At 71.1% G+C, this 16071-nt stretch carries 18 protein-coding genes and 1 pseudogene; 4 read left to right on the top strand and 15 right to left on the bottom strand.

From position 1 onward, the window contains the following. On the top strand, positions 1-543 hold the full coding sequence (locus N912_RS0109945; RefSeq protein ID WP_051580265.1) for a GTP-binding protein: 543 nt from the start codon (positions 1-3) through the stop codon (positions 541-543). Between the two features lie 13 nt (positions 544-556). Here the strand turns inward: N912_RS0109945 and N912_RS50825 are convergent, their stop codons facing one another. From N912_RS50825 to N912_RS50815, 11 genes and pseudogenes are all read right to left on the bottom strand, one after another. Continuing rightward, the gene (locus N912_RS50825) at positions 557-1843 is read right to left on the bottom strand and encodes an MFS transporter (RefSeq protein ID WP_084210778.1); all 1287 of its coding nucleotides are present in this window, start codon (positions 1841-1843) and stop codon (positions 557-559) included. Between the two features lie 132 nt (positions 1844-1975). Then, positions 1976-2809 carry a PaaX family transcriptional regulator gene (locus tag N912_RS0109935; protein WP_028922307.1) on the bottom strand — a complete coding sequence of 278 codons (834 nt, stop codon included), beginning with the start codon at positions 2807-2809 and terminating at the stop codon, positions 1976-1978. Between the two features lie 74 nt (positions 2810-2883). Next, entirely contained in the window at positions 2884-3222 is a 339-nt protein-coding gene (locus N912_RS0109930; protein WP_037064103.1) for a nuclear transport factor 2 family protein, read from the bottom strand. Next, positions 3222-4319: an alpha-hydroxy acid oxidase gene (locus tag N912_RS0109925; RefSeq protein WP_028922305.1), complete on the bottom strand. Its 1098-nt coding sequence runs from the start codon at positions 4317-4319 to the stop codon at positions 3222-3224. The genes N912_RS0109930 and N912_RS0109925 overlap by 1 nt, the downstream gene beginning before the upstream one ends. Beyond that, the gene (locus N912_RS50820) at positions 4264-5076 is read right to left on the bottom strand and encodes a thioesterase II family protein (RefSeq protein ID WP_156993365.1); all 813 of its coding nucleotides are present in this window, start codon (positions 5074-5076) and stop codon (positions 4264-4266) included. The genes N912_RS0109925 and N912_RS50820 overlap by 56 nt, the downstream gene beginning before the upstream one ends. A 9-nt stretch (positions 5077-5085) precedes the next feature. Then, a complete protein-coding gene (locus tag N912_RS66980) occupies positions 5086-5475 on the bottom strand; it encodes a cytochrome P450 (RefSeq protein ID WP_425415295.1) in 390 nt (129 codons plus the stop codon). A 21-nt stretch (positions 5476-5496) separates the two neighbouring features. Continuing rightward, a pseudogene (locus tag N912_RS66975) lies at positions 5497-6090 on the bottom strand (cytochrome P450); the annotation flags it as partial. Between the two features lie 195 nt (positions 6091-6285). After that, the gene (locus N912_RS0109910; RefSeq protein WP_028922303.1) at positions 6286-7053 is read right to left on the bottom strand and encodes an FkbM family methyltransferase; all 768 of its coding nucleotides are present in this window, start codon (positions 7051-7053) and stop codon (positions 6286-6288) included. After that, positions 7031-7225, bottom strand: coding sequence for an MbtH family protein (locus N912_RS61960; RefSeq protein WP_084210777.1), 195 nt, complete (start codon positions 7223-7225; stop codon positions 7031-7033). The genes N912_RS0109910 and N912_RS61960 overlap by 23 nt, the downstream gene beginning before the upstream one ends. Positions 7226-7234: 9 nt before the next feature. Continuing rightward, positions 7235-8992 carry a non-ribosomal peptide synthetase gene (locus tag N912_RS0109905; protein WP_084210776.1) on the bottom strand — a complete coding sequence of 586 codons (1758 nt, stop codon included), beginning with the start codon at positions 8990-8992 and terminating at the stop codon, positions 7235-7237. Positions 8993-9037: 45 nt separating this feature from the next. After that, positions 9038-10351, bottom strand: a complete 1314-nt coding sequence (locus N912_RS50815; protein ID WP_169747856.1) for an MFS transporter — start codon at positions 10349-10351, stop codon at positions 9038-9040. An 810-nt stretch (positions 10352-11161) separates the two neighbouring features. Here N912_RS50815 and N912_RS0109890 point away from each other — a divergent pair. Beyond that, positions 11162-12193 (top strand): SMP-30/gluconolactonase/LRE family protein, encoded by a 1032-nt coding sequence (locus tag N912_RS0109890; RefSeq protein ID WP_211261202.1) that lies wholly within the window; start codon positions 11162-11164, stop codon positions 12191-12193. On the opposite strand, the gene N912_RS50810 is transcribed toward N912_RS0109890, so the two are convergent. After that, positions 12129-12695 carry a P-loop NTPase family protein gene (locus N912_RS50810; RefSeq protein ID WP_051579989.1) on the bottom strand — a complete coding sequence of 189 codons (567 nt, stop codon included), beginning with the start codon at positions 12693-12695 and terminating at the stop codon, positions 12129-12131. The two genes, N912_RS0109890 and N912_RS50810, sit on opposite strands and share 65 nt — an antisense overlap. Before the next feature lie 84 nt (positions 12696-12779). Here N912_RS50810 and N912_RS0109880 point away from each other — a divergent pair, with 84 nt between their 5' ends. Further along, positions 12780-13373, top strand: a complete 594-nt coding sequence (locus N912_RS0109880; protein ID WP_156993363.1) for an amino acid synthesis family protein — start codon at positions 12780-12782, stop codon at positions 13371-13373. Between the two features lie 51 nt (positions 13374-13424). Beyond that, complete coding sequence (locus tag N912_RS0109875; RefSeq protein WP_028922299.1) at positions 13425-14258, top strand: maleylpyruvate isomerase family mycothiol-dependent enzyme; 834 nt, start codon at positions 13425-13427, stop codon at positions 14256-14258. Here N912_RS0109875 and N912_RS50805 read toward each other — a convergent pair. From N912_RS50805 to N912_RS50800, 3 genes are read right to left on the bottom strand one after another with little or no spacing between them, the layout of a single operon-like run. Further along, on the bottom strand, positions 14248-14904 hold the full coding sequence (locus N912_RS50805; protein WP_245645233.1) for a TVP38/TMEM64 family protein: 657 nt from the start codon (positions 14902-14904) through the stop codon (positions 14248-14250). The two genes, N912_RS0109875 and N912_RS50805, sit on opposite strands and share 11 nt — an antisense overlap. Then, a complete protein-coding gene (locus tag N912_RS0109865; protein WP_028922298.1) occupies positions 14901-15293 on the bottom strand; it encodes a VOC family protein in 393 nt (130 codons plus the stop codon). The genes N912_RS50805 and N912_RS0109865 overlap by 4 nt, the downstream gene beginning before the upstream one ends. Next, positions 15274-16020: an arsenate reductase/protein-tyrosine-phosphatase family protein gene (locus tag N912_RS50800; protein ID WP_037064540.1), complete on the bottom strand. Its 747-nt coding sequence runs from the start codon at positions 16018-16020 to the stop codon at positions 15274-15276. Before N912_RS50800 ends, N912_RS0109865 begins: the two co-directional genes overlap by 20 nt. Positions 16021-16071: the final 51 nt, after the last annotated feature.

Below are 16071 nucleotides of genomic sequence, written 5' to 3'. Positions count from 1 at the left end.
ATCGTCCTGGCCGGTGGGTTCGGCGTCGGGAAGACGACGTTCGTGGGCTCGGTCTCGGAGATCGTCCCGCTGCGGACCGAGGCCGTCATGACCGAGGCCAGCGCCGGGTTCGACGACCTGAGCCAGATCCCGGACAAGCGGACGACCACCGTCGCGATGGACTTCGGCCGGGTGTCGCTGGACGCCGACCTGATCCTCTACCTGTTCGGCACCCCCGGCCAGCACCGGTTCTGGTTCATGTGGGACGACCTGGCCCGGGGCGCGATCGGCGCGGTCGTGCTGGTGGACACCCGCCGGCTGGCCGACTCGTTCGCCGCCGTGGACTTCTTCGAGGACCGGGGCCTGCCCTACATCGTGGCGCTGAACCGGTTCGACGGCCGGCTGACGCACCGGTCGGAGGACGTGCGCGAGGCCATGACGATCAACCCGACGGTGCCGATCGTCGCCTGCGACGCCCGCGACCGCGAGTCCACGAAGCAGACCCTGATCGGGCTGGTCGAGCACGCCATCCAGCAGCGGATGGCCCCGGCGGGTATGGCCTGAAAGGCAGGCTGGGCTAGCCGGCCGAGGCCGAGGTGGTCGCGGACACCGGCTGGCGAGCGGTGCGCCCGCGCGGCACCAGGGCGATCAGCAACGCGCCGGCCAGCGCCGGCACCGCGAAGCCGTAGAAGTTCCACTCGAAGCCGACGCCGGAGGCGAGCACCCAGCCGCCGAGCAGCGGCCCGACGATGGCGCCGGCGCGGCCCACGCCCAGCGCCCAGCCCAGCGCGCTGGCCCGCACCGGCGCCGGGTGGTGCACCGCCACGTAGCCGTTGACCAGCACCTGGGTCCCGACGCTGCCCAGCCCGGCGATGGCCACCGCGACCAGCAGGACGGCGGTGTCGACGCGCTGGCTGAGCACCACCAGGCAGGCGGTGGCGAGCAGGAAGGCCACCGAGGTGACCGGCTTCGGGCCGTAGCGGTCGGCCAGCCGGGACGTGATAATCGCGCCGAGGACCGCGCCGAGGTTGAGCACCAGCAGGAAGCTCAGCGCCGAGCCGAGCGGGTACCCGGCGCTGCGCATGATCTGCGGCAGCCAGGTGTTGAGCCCGTACACCAGCAGCAACCCGCAGAAGCTCGCCGCGCCGAACAGCACTGTCGCGGGCAGCCGGCGGCGGCCGAACAGGGCGCGCGGCCCGGACCCGCCCCCGGCCGCCGCGCGTTCGCGCCGCACCGCGTCCAGGTCGAGCCCGTAGCGGGCGGCGAGCGCCTCGGCATCGGCGTCGCGCCCGGCCGCCAACAGGAAACCCACCGACTCCGGCAACCTCCGCCACAACAGCGGCAGCACCAGCACCAGCGGCGCCGCGCCGAACGCCATCAGCGGCCGCCACCCGTGATCGGCCAGCAGGAACAGCGCCAGCAGCGCCGCGACGACGCCGCCGACCGAGTAGCCGGCGAACATCAGCGCGTTGTACAGCTGCCGATGCTCGCGCGGCGCGTACTCCACGGTCAGCGCGATGGCCGACGGGATCACCCCACCGAGCCCGAGCCCGGCCAGGAACCGCAGCAGGCCCAGCAGCTCCGGGCCGGGAGCCAGCGCGCAGCCGATCATCAACGCCGAGAACCAGGTGACGCCGACGAGCATGATGCGCCGGCGGCCGAGCGAGTCGGACAGCGCGCCCGACGCCAGCGCCCCGATCAACATCCCGACCAGGGCGTAGCTGCCGATGACCCCGGCACCGGCCGGGTTGAGCCCCCAGCCGGGCTCGGCGAGCAGGCTGGGCACGGCCGAGCCGTAGACGATCAGGTCGTAGCCGTCGAACACGATCGTCAGGAAGCACAGCGCAACGACGCTGCGTCCCAAACGGCCGGGTCCCAAACGGCTGGCGGAGCTCGTCGCGGGCGGCACTGGAGACCACACTCCTTCACGTCCTGGCGGCGAGCGCAGCCTACAACAGAAAAAAGACGCCCGTCCCTCAAGTGCAACGTGAGAAGCTCAGCCGGCCTCGCGCTCGGCGGCCGGCCCCGTCTCCGGCGCCTCGGTGACCGAGTCCACGTACGCCTCGGCCTCCGCGCGGAGCAGCCCGTGGGCCTCCAGGAACACCTCGTGCGCGACCCGCCCGTGCCAGCCCGCGGGCAGCAGCTCCGGCGGCAGGTCGGGGTCGCGGAACGGGAACGTGCGGTAGTGGTGGACCAGCCTCATCCGCTCGACGAACGCCTCGACCCCCTCCGGCCGCCCGGCACGGTAGGCCGCCAGGCGCGGGCGGTTGTCCCGCAGGTACTCGGCGTATGCGTCGTCGAGGACGCCGAGATCCCAGGCGCGCGCGGCGATCGAGCGGTCCGCGTCGAGCCCCTTCGACCGGGAGCGGAAGACGTCCAGCTGCACCGAGGGCTGGTCCACGAACGCGTCCAGGACCTGCGCCGTTCGGTCGTGCGGGCTCAGCCAGGTCGCCGAGGAGAACGGCCCGAAACCACACCAGGCCAGCCTCTTGCGCAGCCGCTCACGGACCGCGCGCTCGCTCTCCGGCACCGAGTAGATGATCATGTGCCACTGGCCGTCCCACGGCCCGGTCGCCCGGCTGAAGATCCGCTCCCTACCCTCGTCGAGCAGCCGCCAACTCGCGTCCGTCAGCCCGTAGATGGTCTCGCGGCCGTCGCGGCGGCTGGTCAGCCAGCCCTCCTTGCGCAGCCGCGTCACCAGCACCCGCACCGTCGTCTCCGGCACGTCGAGGCTGCCCATCAGCGACGACAGATCACGCAGCCGCGCCTCGCCGCCCCGGTACCGCAGGTGGTCACCGAAGATGTCGAAGATCAGCTCGCGCGCCTTCACAACCGCCCTCCAAGGCGCCCGGACATCGACATGTTGCACCCAAGCGCCGACCGTCCAAGCTACTACACGCGCCGCTAGCGCGCGGAGATGAAGGTGCGACGGGTGCGGACCAGACCGTCCTCGAACGTGTACCAGTCCGTGAACAGGATGTCGATCTTCTCGCCGTCGCTGGCCACCCCGTCGAAGGTCCCCCAACAGCACCCCAGCGAACCGTCCACGACGATCGCCCGCAGCGAGTGCCGGCCGCTGTCGATCTTCCGATCGTTCCGGTAGAAGTGGACGAAGTCCGCGCGACCGGCAAAGTCCGGATGCCCCGGGCGGCTGTACACGACGTCCGGGCTGAGCAGCCTCTCCAGCGCGTCCCAGTCGCGGCGGTCGATCGATCGGTACACCGCGACGATGGCCTCCTCCATCACTCCTCCCATTCGACGGCGGCGCGATCGAGGTCGGTGATGTCGCCCCGGCCCAGCAGCACCAGGACCGTCTCGATCTCCCTGCGCAGCAGGTCCAGTACCTGGTGGGCGCCGTGCTCCCCGGCCGCGGCGATCCCGTACGCCGCGAGCCGGCCGATCAGCACCGCGTCCGCCCCGAGGGCGATGGCCTTCACGACATCGCTGCCGCGCCTGATGCCGCTGTCCAGCACGACCGGCCCCCGGCCACCGACGGCCGAGGCGATCGGCTCCAGGGCCTCGATCGTCGAGCGCACGCCGTCGAGCTGGCGCCCGCCGTGGTTGGACACGACCACCCCGGCGGCGCCGGCGTCGAGCGCCGCGAGCGCGTCCTCGGGGGTCAGCACGCCCTTGGCCAGCCACGGCAGCGGGTACTCCGCGAGCAGCGAGCCGAGCTTGTCCCAGCTCCAGGGCGGCTCGCCACGCGGGTTGAGCTGTTCGAGGGCGCGCTCCATGTCGATCTCGGCACCGGGCGGGTAGTTGCCGGAGACGACCCGGCTGTCCACCGTGAAGTCGTTGAGCAGGAAATGCTCGCGCCAACCGGGCGTCGGGCAGTCCAGGGTCAGCACCAGGCCGCGGTACCCGGCGTCGACGTAGCGCCGCACCATCGACCGGAAGTTCGCCTCGCTGCCCATCGGGTGCAGCTGGCCGAACGTCGCCGCCTTCGGCGCGGCCTCGGCCACCTGCTCGGCCGAGAACGTGCCGGCCTCCGGGACGATGCCGCAGGTCCCGAACCGCTCGTTGGCGCGCGCCACCGCCAGGTGGCCGTCCGCATGGAAGTACCCGTCCGAGCCGAACGGCGCCGTCATGACGGGTATCCGCAGGTCGACGCCGAGCAGCGTGGTGGCCGTCGACGGGTACGGCCGCCCCGACATGACCCGTGGCACGAACCGGATCCGGTCGAAGTCCGACCGGTTGCGGGCGAGCGTGAGCTCCGCGCCGGCCCCGCCCTGCAGGTACTCGACGATCACCCGGTCCAGGGTCCGCAGGCCCGCCTGCTCGATCTCACTCAGCGTACGAAGGCGAATGCCCTCGTGGTTGCTCGTTGTCCTCGATGTCATGGTCTTCCTCATGCCGTTGCGCTCTCATATGTCGCCGGAGATGCCCGGTCAGCGCGGCCATCTGACCGTCGAAATAGAAATGGCCACCGTCCAGCACGTGCGTTTCGCTCGGACCCGCCGTCAACTCCGCCCAGCCACCGAGCAGCGCGCCCGGCACCGCCGAGTCCTCGGCCCCACCGAATGCGACGATCGGGCATTCAAGGACCCGGCGCTCGGCGCCGTACCGGTACGACGCCGTCATCGCCCAGTCGGCCAGGCAGGCCCGCAGAACCAGGTCCAGGAGATCCGGGTCCTCCAGTGCGACGCGATCCATTCCGCCGCGGTCGAGAAGCTGTGCCACCAGCTCCGCCTCGCTCGGTGCGCGCAAGGAATGGCTCTGGTGCGCCGCCGGCGTGGCCGACGGAAAGAACCCGTCCGGGCCGCGCCCCATCCTTTGTAGCCGCCAGCAGACCTCGAACCCGACAAGGCCGCCCAAACTGTGCCCGAACACGAAGAGCGGCCCCGGCTCACGCGCCAGCACCGCCGCCAGCGGGCCGGCAAGGTCGTTGAGGTCAGTGGCGTGTTCTTCCGAGAAACGCTGTCCCCGGCCGGGGTACTGCGCGGCCACCAGGCGGATGTCGTCGGAGAACCAGTCCGCCCAGTTCGCATAGGCCTGCGCCATCGCGCCCGAATGAGGTAGCAGTACGAGCGTCGCGCTCGTACTCGGTGGCCGGGGGCGCGGCTCCCACAGCCAGGTCGAACCCAGGTTCTCGCTCAACGCCGCTCCTCAGGCGAGGGAAACCGGTAGATGGTCTATTCCCCACATGAAGTTGGACCGCATCCGCCGCACCGGCCCGGCCAGCTCCATGCGCGAGACCCGGCGCCCGAGGACCTCCAACAACACCCTCAGCTCTACCCGCGCCAGCGTCGCACCCAGGCAGAAATGGGGGCCGATGCCGAACGTCAGGTGCCGGTTCGGCGACCGGCCGAGGTCGAACGTGTCGGGGTTCGGGAAAACCGTCTCGTCGCGGTTGGCCGAGGAGTTCCAGACGGCCACGGAATCGCCGGCGCGCACGAGCTGGCCCCCGACCATCACATCCTTCGTGGCCACCCGCATGACGTGCAACGCCGGGCTGGTGTACCGGAGGACCTCCTCGACGGCGGAGTCGAGCCCGATTTCGCCGTTGCGCAGCCGGTGCCATTCCCCGGGGTTGTCGATGAGCGCTATGAGGCCGGCCGCCGAGGCGTGTCGGGTCGTCTCGTTCGCCCCGGTGAGCAGCCCGTCGCAGTTCATCAGGACTTCGGTGTCGGTCAGCTTTCTGCCGTTCATCTCGCCCCCGACCAGCGCGCTGATCACGTCGTCGCCGGCGTCGCGCCGGCGCCGCTCGATCAGCTCGCCGAAGTAGGCGAAGATCTCGGCGTGCGCCTCGGTTCGGCCCAACTGTCCCGCCGGGCACCGAGTGTCGGCGCCGACCGAGGCCCCGAACGCCTTGCTGGTCAGCTCGACCATCGTCGAGCGATCCGCCCGAGGGACGTTCATGATGTCGCAGATGATCGCCGCCGGGAGCACGGCGGCGACCTCGCTCACGAAGTCGAGGCTGTCCCTGCGCAGCGCCGCCGCCACCAGCGGCTCGATCACCGTGCGCATCGACTCGGTGAGCGTGGCGACGACGCGGGGCAGGAACGCGGAGTTCATCACCTGCCGCAGCTGCTGATGTGCCGGCGGGTCGGTGACGATCAGCATCTTGCCCGCCGCCGCCCTGATCGCGGCCGGGTCGGAGTCGATCCGCATGCCCAGCTCGGAGGTGAACGCGTCGGTGTTGCGGTAGACCTCCAGCGCGGGCTCGTACGCCATGACCGCCCAGAAACCAGGGCCTGGCGGGTGCTCGTTCCAGAACACCGGCGTGGTGGCTCGCAGCCGTGCCCACACCGCCACCGGGTCGCCGGACTCGTAGAGCGCGGGGTCGGCGATATCGTCACTCACCGGTCAGCCGCCCTTCCGGAATGCGAACACCTCGAAGATCTCGGTGCCCCGGAGCAGCTCGTCCTGCTCCGTTTCCACGTCGAAACCGTGCACCTCCAACAGCGCCGTGAAGGACTTCAGCGCGCCGCCGATGTCGTGCACCTCGGCGACGACCTGGCGCACTTTCGGCCAGTCCCGCTCGTCCAGCCCGCGCAGCACGTCCAGCTCGCTCTTCTCGACGTCGAGTTTCAGCAGGTCGATGGATTCGACACCGCGCGCGGCGATCACGGCGGAGAGCGTTTGGACCGGGCAGTTCATCACCGTGTTCTCGTGCCGCCCGGACAGCATCTCCCGCACGTCGTCGGAGTCGAACCCGCTGCGCGTCAGGTAGGTACGGGTCAGGGCCGCCTCCGCCTCGGCATCCGCGTACAGGCCCGACATCACGGTGGAGTCGGGATAGTAGGTGAGCCGCCCTACGCCCGGGCTCTCGCCGAGGGCACACCGGCTCGGATGGGCGGACAGCCCGTGCGCGGCCAGGTTCGCGATGAGTGCCGCGTACGGAATCGGGGCCGGCTCGAAGACGTGGAACGTCAGGCCCGGACACTCGAGGTGGAAGAACAGCGCGGCCATGCCGATGTTCGCGCCGACATCGAACACGGTGTCGCCCGGGTTCAGGGACAGCCGTCGCCGCATGTAGCACCGCTCGGTGAAGATGTCCCGGTACAGAAGAGCCGTCTCACCGGGGTTCACCTGCTGAACCAGCAGGCCGTTAGGAAGCTGCATCTCGTGCATACCGGACGCTCCGGGGTCGCATGTCGGTCCACTGTTCGTCCACGAATGCCACGCATTCCGCCTCGGTGCCCACGCGGCCGGCGGACCTCCAACCGGCGGGGGGTGGAAGATCTGACGGGAAGAGCCCGTACTGCTCCTCCGAGTTGACCAGAACCGTCCATTCTCCGTCCATTCGGCCGTGTCACCTCTCCTCGGTCGGGAACAACCCGCGAAGCAGGTCTTCCCAATAGGTCTCGTCATCGTCGGCGCCCCGATGTCCGCGGATGGCGGGTTCCACGACCTGGTCGAGGAACGCGCGCAACACCGGCGACCGGAACAAGCTGCGAACCGGGATGGGGACGCCCAGGGTGGCGCGCAGTTGCGCGATCAGCCGGCTGGCCGACAGCGAGTGCCCGCCGAGGCTGAAGAAGTTGTCGTCGAGGTCGACGTGCGACACCCCGAGCGCGTTCGCCCACAGCGCCGCCACCAGCGCATGAGCCGGATGGTCGAAGGCGGGGTGCGCATCCGGCGCCGGCATCCGCTCCAGGAGGACGGCGGTGTCGAGCTTCCCGTTGACGGTCAGCGGGAACGACTCCACCCGGAAGATCGAGGTGGGGACCATGTGCTCGGGCAGCCGGCTCCTGAGCGACTTGACCATCTGCTCGTCGGTCCCGGCGAAGTCGCCGGTCCTCACCGCGGCCACCAGCCCGTGCTCGCCGAGGACCACGCGCGCGTCCTCGACCCCCTGCAGCGCTCGCAGCGCGCACTCGATCTCGCCGAGCTCCACCCGGCGGCCGCCGATCTTCACCTGGTCGTCGATCCGCCCGCGAAACTCGTAGGTCCCGTCGGGCCGCTGCCGGGCAAGATCGCCGGTGCGGTACAGGCGGCTTCCCGCCGGCCCCCAGGGGTTGGGCTGGAAGCGCGCGGCCGTCAACCCGGGCCGGCCGAGATACCCCCTGCTCACACCGTTCCCCCCGATGCACAGCTCACCGACCTCGCCCGGGGCGGCCAACCGTCCCGAGCCGTCCACGAGGTGCACCGTGCAGCCGCTCCGGGCGCCGCCGATGCCGGGCTCCTCATCGAAACGCGTGAGCCGTTCCGAGAGCGTGGCCCACACAGTTGCCTCCGCCGGCCCGTAGGCGTTGGAGACCGGCGCCGCCTTCGACCACCGCTCGGCCAGGGATGCGTCCAGCCGCTCCCCCACCGAGACGACATGGGTGAAGCTCATGGCCGACGGGTCGAGCAGCTCCAGGACCGAGGGCACCAGCGTGGCAACGCAGTCCTTCGCGGTGGCCAGGTCGTCGACGCCGTCGACGTAGTGCAGCGGAGCGCCGTGGCCGACCGCCATGAGGATCTCCCAGATCGACGCGTCGAAGCCGATCGGGGCGAACCCGAGAATGTTCGAACCCGCCGGGACGAGCTCGGACTCGCACTGCGCGCGAACGAGCCCGAGCGCATTCTCATGGGAGACCATGACGCCTTTGGGGCGGCCCGTGCTGCCTGAGGTGTAGATGATGTACGCCAGGCTCTCGGCGGGCTGGTCGGATATCGGCCGCCACGCCGGCGCCGGACCGTCGAGGTCCTGGTCGACCAGCAAGCCCGCCACCGAGCGAGGCAGCAGATCGCTGTTCTTGGTGTCCGTCACGACCAGGCCGATGCCGGCGTCCGTTGCCATCCAGTCCAGGCGGTCGGCGGGGTTAGCGGGATCGAGCGGGACGTAGGCACCACCGGCCCGCACCACGCCGAAGAATGCGACGGCGAGGTCCACCGACCGCCCGACGCACACCCCGACGGGCGTTTCGAGACCCACGCCCCGGTCCTGGAGCGAGGCCGCTAATCGGAGCGAGCGGCGGTCGAGGTCGCGGTAGGTGAGCGAACCATTCCTGTCGCGGACCGCGACATCGTCCGCTACTCGGTCCTCCAGAATGCTGTGCAGCAGTTTCCGCTCGGTCGACGGCATCGAATCTCCTTCTGTGCCGGGGTTGACTACTCACGCGCCCGGCCGTCAGGCCGCCAGCGCCTTCACGGCCGGGGCCGGCCGGACCAGGGAGGTCAGTACGAGCGCGGCCGCGGTCGCGGCGGCGCTGACGACGACACAGGCCACGAACCCGCTCGCGAGGCCCTGTGCGGTCCCCAGGACGGGGCCGAAGATGGCGATGCCGATCGCGGCGCCGACCTGACGGCAGGTGTTGAACGCGGCGGATGCCGCGCCGTGCAGCGCGGGTTCCACGGCGGCGATCGACTGGGAGATCATCGTCGGGGCCAGCAGGCCGGCGCTGAGCCCGGTGGGCACCAGGGCGACGACCAGGGGCCAGAGCGCGGGTGCGGTGCCGGCCCACGCCACGGCCAGCAGCGTGACGGCCAGGGCCGCCTGTCCGATCCCGAGCACCGCGCGCCGGCCGACGCGCTGCGCGAACGGTGCCGCGCACATCGTGCCCACCGGGATCAGCCCGGTGAGCGGCAGGAACAACAACCCGCTGGTCAACGCGTCGAGCCCACGGCCCTGCTGGAGCATCAGGCTCATCGCGAACAGCAGCCCGTAGAACGCGAAGTTGAACAGCGCCCCTTGGACGGCGGCGGTGACGAAGCCGCGGTCGGAGTAGACACCGACCGGCAGCAACGGTGCCCGCACCGACCGTTCGGCCACCACGAAGCCGAGGACACCCGCGACGGCCAGCCCGGCGGCGGCGAGGACCGGAGGGCTGCCCCAGCCCCGGACCGGGCCTTCGATGAGCGCGAACACCAGGCCGCCGATCAGGACCGTCGCCGCGCCCACCCCGGCGACATCGAGGCGGTGCCGCTCTTTTGCCGGCACCGCGGGTATCGCGCGCAGGCTCCACCCGACGGCCAGGATGCCGATCACCACGTTGACCGCGAAGACGGCCCGCCAGTCCGCCAGCGAGACCAGCGCCCCGCCGAACAGCGGCCCGACCGCCATGCCCACCCCCGCCGCGGACGCCCACCAGCCCACCAGCCGATGCCGCGCGCGCTCGTCGGCCGCGCTCGCGGTGGCCAGCACCAGCGCGCTGGGCAACAGCAGCGCCGAGCCCGCCCCCTGAACCAGCCGCGCGAGGTTCAGCACCAGCATCGACCCGGCCGCCGCGCAGACCGCCGAGGCGGCGGTGAACACGAGCAGGCCGGTGACGAAAGCGCGCTTCGCCCCCAACGCATCGGTGACCGCGCCGGCCCCCAACATCACGGCCGCAAAGGACAACGTATAAGCGTCGACGACCCATTCCAGGTCCGAACGCGACGCGTGCAGCTGCGAGGCCAACTGCGCCAGCGTGAGGTGCACGATCGTACCGTCGACGAAAACCATGAAAGCCGCCGTCAACGCGAGCGCCACAACACCCCGCCGATGCTCGACAGGCATAGAACAAACTCCGTCCTTCTCACCGTCGCACGGCAGGGCACACCATTATCACGGAATTGGTGGTCGCCGGCCCGACTTCGGCCGACCACTCTTCGGCGATGCGTCGCCAGGATACCCACTGCGCCTCACAGGTCAAGCGGCGGTGGCACATCATCTCCGGCCACACACCTATCTCCAGTCCCGTTATCCACTAATCCGCTCGCACACTTTCGCTATATTGGAGAACTGTCGCACACAACATTGGGAGACATGTCGTGCCCGACCAATTTGTCCAAACGAAAGGAAGTGTTGAGTGCGACGCGATCCACCGCTCGGCGCCCGGGCTCCGGCAAGGGGCGAACGCGCGGTGGGGTCGGCCTCGACGGGCTGGGCGCGCGCTCGCCGTCGTCGTGGCCGGCCGCCGCGCCGCGCCCCGTCCGGTCGGCGACACGACCGCCGGCGCGACGATCGGGGATCCGAACAAGTGCACCATCTAGTGAAACGCACCATCTGGTGAAACGCATTCTCGACCTCGGCCTTAGCGCGTCGACGAACGCTTTGTCAATGGTCGACCGTCGCCGGCGACACGGGCCGCTCCGGTTTCGAACCGTCACATTCGTAACATCGGCGATATTGGTTAGCACATCGCCTCGAACCCTTTTTCTGGCTCGTTTCCCTGCGTTAAGCTCGAAACAAGATTCCCGCATCGGCGGGAGCCCGCGGAGGGAGACCATCATGGCCGTGTCGAGGCGGACGTTGCTGCGCGGCGGGGCCGCGATGGCGGCGGTCGGAATGGCCACCGCCGGCTGCTCCGGCGGTGACACCGCCCCGAGCGGCATCCCAGGCCCCGGCCAGGGCTCCGGGCGCGATTTCCAGCCCAGCGCGCGCTATCCCGACTCGGGCGTCCGCGCGCTCGATCCGAGCTTCGAGAAGTACATTGTCTTCTTCGCGGCGGTGGAGCGGATCGCCACCGGCGGCACCCGCTACACCGAAGGGCCCGTCTGGTTCGGCGACGGCCGCTACCTGCTGTGGAGCGACATCCCCAACAACCGCATGCTGAAATGGGAAGAGGAGACCGGGGCCACCAGCGTCTTCCGCGCGCCCTCGAACTACGCCAACGGCAACACCCGCGACCGCCAGGGCCGTCTCATCACCGCCGAACACGGGCGCCGCGTCACCCGTACCGAGCCCGACGGCACGATCACCGTCCTGATCGACCGGTTCGAGGGCAAACCGCTGAACTCGCCCAACGACGTCGTCGTCGCCTCGGACAATTCAATCTGGTTCACCGACCCGCCTTTCGGCATCGCCGGCAACTATTCGGGCGAGAAGGCCACGGCCGAACTGCCGAACAACGTCTATCGCCTCGACCCCGCCACCGGCGCCGCGACGGTCGTGGCGGGCGACGTCACCGCGCCGAACGGCCTGGCCTTCTCCCCCGACGAGAAGATCCTCTACATCGTCGACTCCTACTCCAAACCGGTCAGCATCCGCGCCTACGACGTGGTGGAGAACCGCACGAAGCTGGCCAACGGCCGCGTCTTCTTCAACTGCGAGACGGGCGAGTCACCCGACGGCATCCGCTGCGATGTCGACGGCAACGTGTGGTGCGCCTACGGCGCGGCGAAGGAAGGCATCGACGGGGTGCTGGTGCTCTCGCCGGCGGCCAAGCGCATCGGCCACATCGCCCTGCCCGAGCGCCCGGCCAACCTGTGCTTCGGCGGCCGCAAGCGCAATCGCCTGTTCATGACCACCGGCCGGGGCCTCTACTCCCTGTACGTGAACACCCAGGGCGCCCTGGGCGGCTAGAGGCCCGAAGCCGGGCCACCAGCCGGGCGGCGCGGCGGCGGCTGGTCAGGGTGACCAGCCGGGCGTGCGGGGCGTGCTCGGCCAGCAGGCGCCGAACACGGGGGCGCATGGTGGAGCGGTAACCGAGGATGTAGCGGACGAAGCTCCAGGTGATGCGGTCGTAGACGCCGGCTTCCGGGTGCTGGCCTCCTCGGTAGCGCCACCTGCGCCGCACGATCCCGGCCAGGCAGGTGATCGCCGGAAGGTCGAGGAAGATCACGGTGTCGGCCGAGGCCAGCCGGATCGGCAGGGTGCCGGCATAGTTGCCCTCGATGATCCATCGTGGCCGGGTCACCATCGTGCGTTGCAGCGCGGCGAACTCGTCCTGCGGCAGCGGGTTCCACCCGGAGTCGTAGTAGGCGCCGTCCAGGTGGGTCAACGGCAGGTCGAGCACGGCGGCGAGCCGCCGGGCCAGGTGGGTCTTGCCGGACCCGCCGCAGCCGATGACGGCGATCCGCTGCATGGGTGCGGAGGCTACGCCCTCGAACCCGGCCACTGGACCGCCGCAAAGTGGCTACTCTCCTGGACACAGGCGCAAGGAGGCGACGTGGCCACTCGGATGAATGTCCGCAAGTTCGTACAGTTCGAGGAGCAGGTTCATGCGGAGTCGGGGCTCCCGGTGTCCCCGCCGCTGACCCGCGTCGTGGTGGGCGCGGTGGCTCCGAACCCGCTGGCCGGCACGCCCGCGCCGACGGACCTCACGCCGCTGGTCGAGCTGTCCGAGCAGCTCGGGGTCGAGCTGACCACGCGGGCGCTCGACCGGATCGGCGACCCGGCGGCGATCCGCGCGTACGGCAAGGCGGCGCTCATCGGTACGGGCGGCGACCCTGAACACGGCGCCGCGCTGATTCACCCGAGGTTGGGCATGGCCATGCGGGCCACCCTGCGGCGCGGGCGGATGCTGATCCCGGGCAACGCGAAGATCGGTACCGCCGGCGGCTCGATCGACGTCCTCGTCGGGCCGCTCGACCAGGGCTGGGACCTGGACGCGATGGACACCATCACCGTCGCCGTCCCGGACGCCCCTCGGCCCGACGAGCTGCTCCTGCTCGTCGGCTACACGACCGGAGCCCGCCCGAACGCCCGCTCGAAGGGACCGGACCAGGCCGAGGTGGACGCGCTGGTGGCGTCGTTCGACTGAGCGGGCCACCGGCGCGGCGGTCGTGCCGAGGCCGGATGGCAGGGTGTCCGGATGACCGTCTCATGGCTCGGCCCGCCCATCGACGCCCGTCCGCTGTTCGCCGCCGAGCACGCCGCGATGATGGCGACGCTGCGTGCGCTGCGGCCCGCCGACTGGGACCGGGAGGCGGTGCCGGGCTGGTCGGTGCGCGACCTGGCCGCGCACGTCCTCGGCGACGCGTACGGGCGGCTGGCCCGCGACCGGGACGCGCATCGGGGTGGGCCGGCGCCCTCGGGCGGCGAGACGCTGGAGGCGTTCATCCACCGCATCAACCAGGAGTGGGTCGATGCGTTCGCCCGGGTCAGCCCGGCCGCGCTGGTCGACACCCTGGACCTGGTCGGCGGGCAGCTCGCGCGGTTCTTCGCCGGCGTCGACCTGGACCGGCCCTCGATGGGGGTGTCCTGGGCGGGGGTCGACCCGGCCCCGATGTGGCTCGACTGCGCCCGGGACCTCACCGAGTACTGGACCCACCGCCAGCAGGTACGCCACGCGGTCGGTCAGCGCACCGATCCCGAGCCGGGCGTGCTGGCGGTGGTCCTGGACACCTTCATGCGCGCGCTGCCGCACACCCTGCGGGAGGTCACCGCCCCGGCCGGTGCCCAGGTCCAGGTGGGCGTCGACGGCCCTGCCGGCGGGACCTGGACCGCCACCGCCGGGACCGATCGCTGGTCGCTGGCCGAGCCGCCCGCCGGCGAGCCCACCGCCCGCGTCGAGCTGGACCCCGAGACCGCGTGGCTGCTGTGCACCCGGGGCATCGCGCCCGCGACCGCGCTCGCCCGCGCCCGGATCAGCGGCGAGCGCCGGCTGGCCGAGGCGGCCTGCCAGATCGTGTCCATCATCTACTGACGGTGCGGACGTCGATCTTGGCGTCGACGATCAGGCCGATGACGCCGACGGCGAGGCAGGCCGCCGAGAGGACGAGCAGGGCGGGTTCGGTGGTGCCGGTCAGGGCGTCGCCGAGCAGGACCACGCCGATGGTGTTGGGCAGGATGCCGACGACGGTGGCCAGCGCGTACGGCGACAGTCGCACCGAGGAGAGCCCGGCGCAGTAGTTGACGATCGAGAACGGCACCGGGGCGATCAGCCGCAGTGACCCGACGGCGAGCCAGCCGCGGCGCTCCAGGCGGCGGTCGACGGCGCGAACCGTCGGGTGGGTCAGCCGGGCCGCGAGCCGGTCCCGGCCGAGGGCGCGCACCAGCAGGAAGGCCAGCACCGCGCTGACCGTCGTGGCGATGACGGCCAGCCCGATGCCGAGCGCGGGGCCGAACAGGAGCCCGGCGCCGAGGGTGAGGACTGTCCGAGGGAACGGCGCGATCGTGACCAGGCTGTGCACGATCAGGAACATCAGCGGGGCGACGGGCCCCGTCGTGTCGGCCCAGTCGCGCACCTGCCCGGGTGTGGGATGCGGCGCCGACAGCGCGGCGACGAACACCGCCCCGTAGGCGAGCGGAAGCCACCATCGGCGCAGGATGCCGAGGGTCGCGGTGATCACCGGGCGGCGGGTTGGAACAGCTCGACGACGTTGCCCGCGGGGTCGTTCACCAGGATCTGTCGTCCGCCGGGGCCGCTGACGATGTCGTTGCGGAAGCTCGCGCCGGCGGTGCGCAGCCGTTCGACCTCGGCGGCGATGTCGTCGACGATGAGGTGGATCCGGTTCCAGCCGCCCGGTTGCGGGACGGCGCCGTCGGGCATCGGGCGGCCGGCGGAGCTCTGGGGGCCGGCCAGCAGCAGCCGCAGCGGGCCCCGGGTGACGATGGCGATGGCGGGGCGGCCGTCGAGGTCGAGGGTGAAGCCGAGGTGGTTGGTGTAGAAGTCGACGGCGGCGGTGACGTCATCGACGAGATACCGGACGCTGGCCTGTTCAGTTGCGGTGTTCGACATGATCGGCACTCCTGAGGGTGGGCGTGAGCAGGTTCGACAGGAACCGGTTGCGGACGTCGAGCTCGGCCGCGACCCGGCGGAACTCGGGGTAGCTGGCATCATCGGTGCCCGCGGCGGCCGGTGGGTCGGGCAGGCTCCAGTGCACGCTCGTGGCGGATCCGTGATCGCGGGGCACCTCGCGGACCTTGTCGCACAGCGTCACCACGTAGTCGAAACGGCGACCGGCAACGGCCGACAGCCCCCCGGTGCGGTGGCCGCGCAGGTCGATGCCGTAGCACTCCCGCATGACGCGCACGGTGTTCGGATGCAGCGCGGGCCTGGGATGGCTGCCCGCGCTGGCCACCTCGACCCGCCCGCCACAACGGCGCCGCAGCAGCGCCTCCGCCATGGGCGAACGCGCGCTGTTCCCCGTGCACAGGAACAACACCGCGCCCCCGGCGGTCTCGGATGGGCTCGCGGCTGCCGGAGCCAGCGCCGGGTGCAGCGCCGAGGCGGCCTCGGCGAACGCGGTGCCGCAACGCGCGAGGTCGAGGTGGTAGTAGCTGTCGCGCCCGTCGAAGTTGCTGCGCCGCATCGTGACCAGCCCGGCCGAGCGCAACAGCCGCAGATGGTAGGAGACCAGGCTCTGCGGCTCATCGACGGCGGCGACCAGCTCGCGCACCCGGCGGTCGCTGGCCGCCAGGTCGCTCAGCAGCGCCCACCGCAACGGGTGCGCGGCCATCCGCATCACCAGCGGAACGGGTACCTGCTCGACCACGAGCCGTAGAATACATCAAAC

The sequence above is a fragment of the Actinospineispora acaciae DSM 45401 genome (genome assembly GCF_000620785.1).
Classification (GTDB): Bacteria; Actinomycetota; Actinomycetes; order Mycobacteriales; family Pseudonocardiaceae; genus Pseudonocardia; species Pseudonocardia acaciae.
This window is presented reverse-complemented; position numbering and strand designations above follow the sequence as displayed.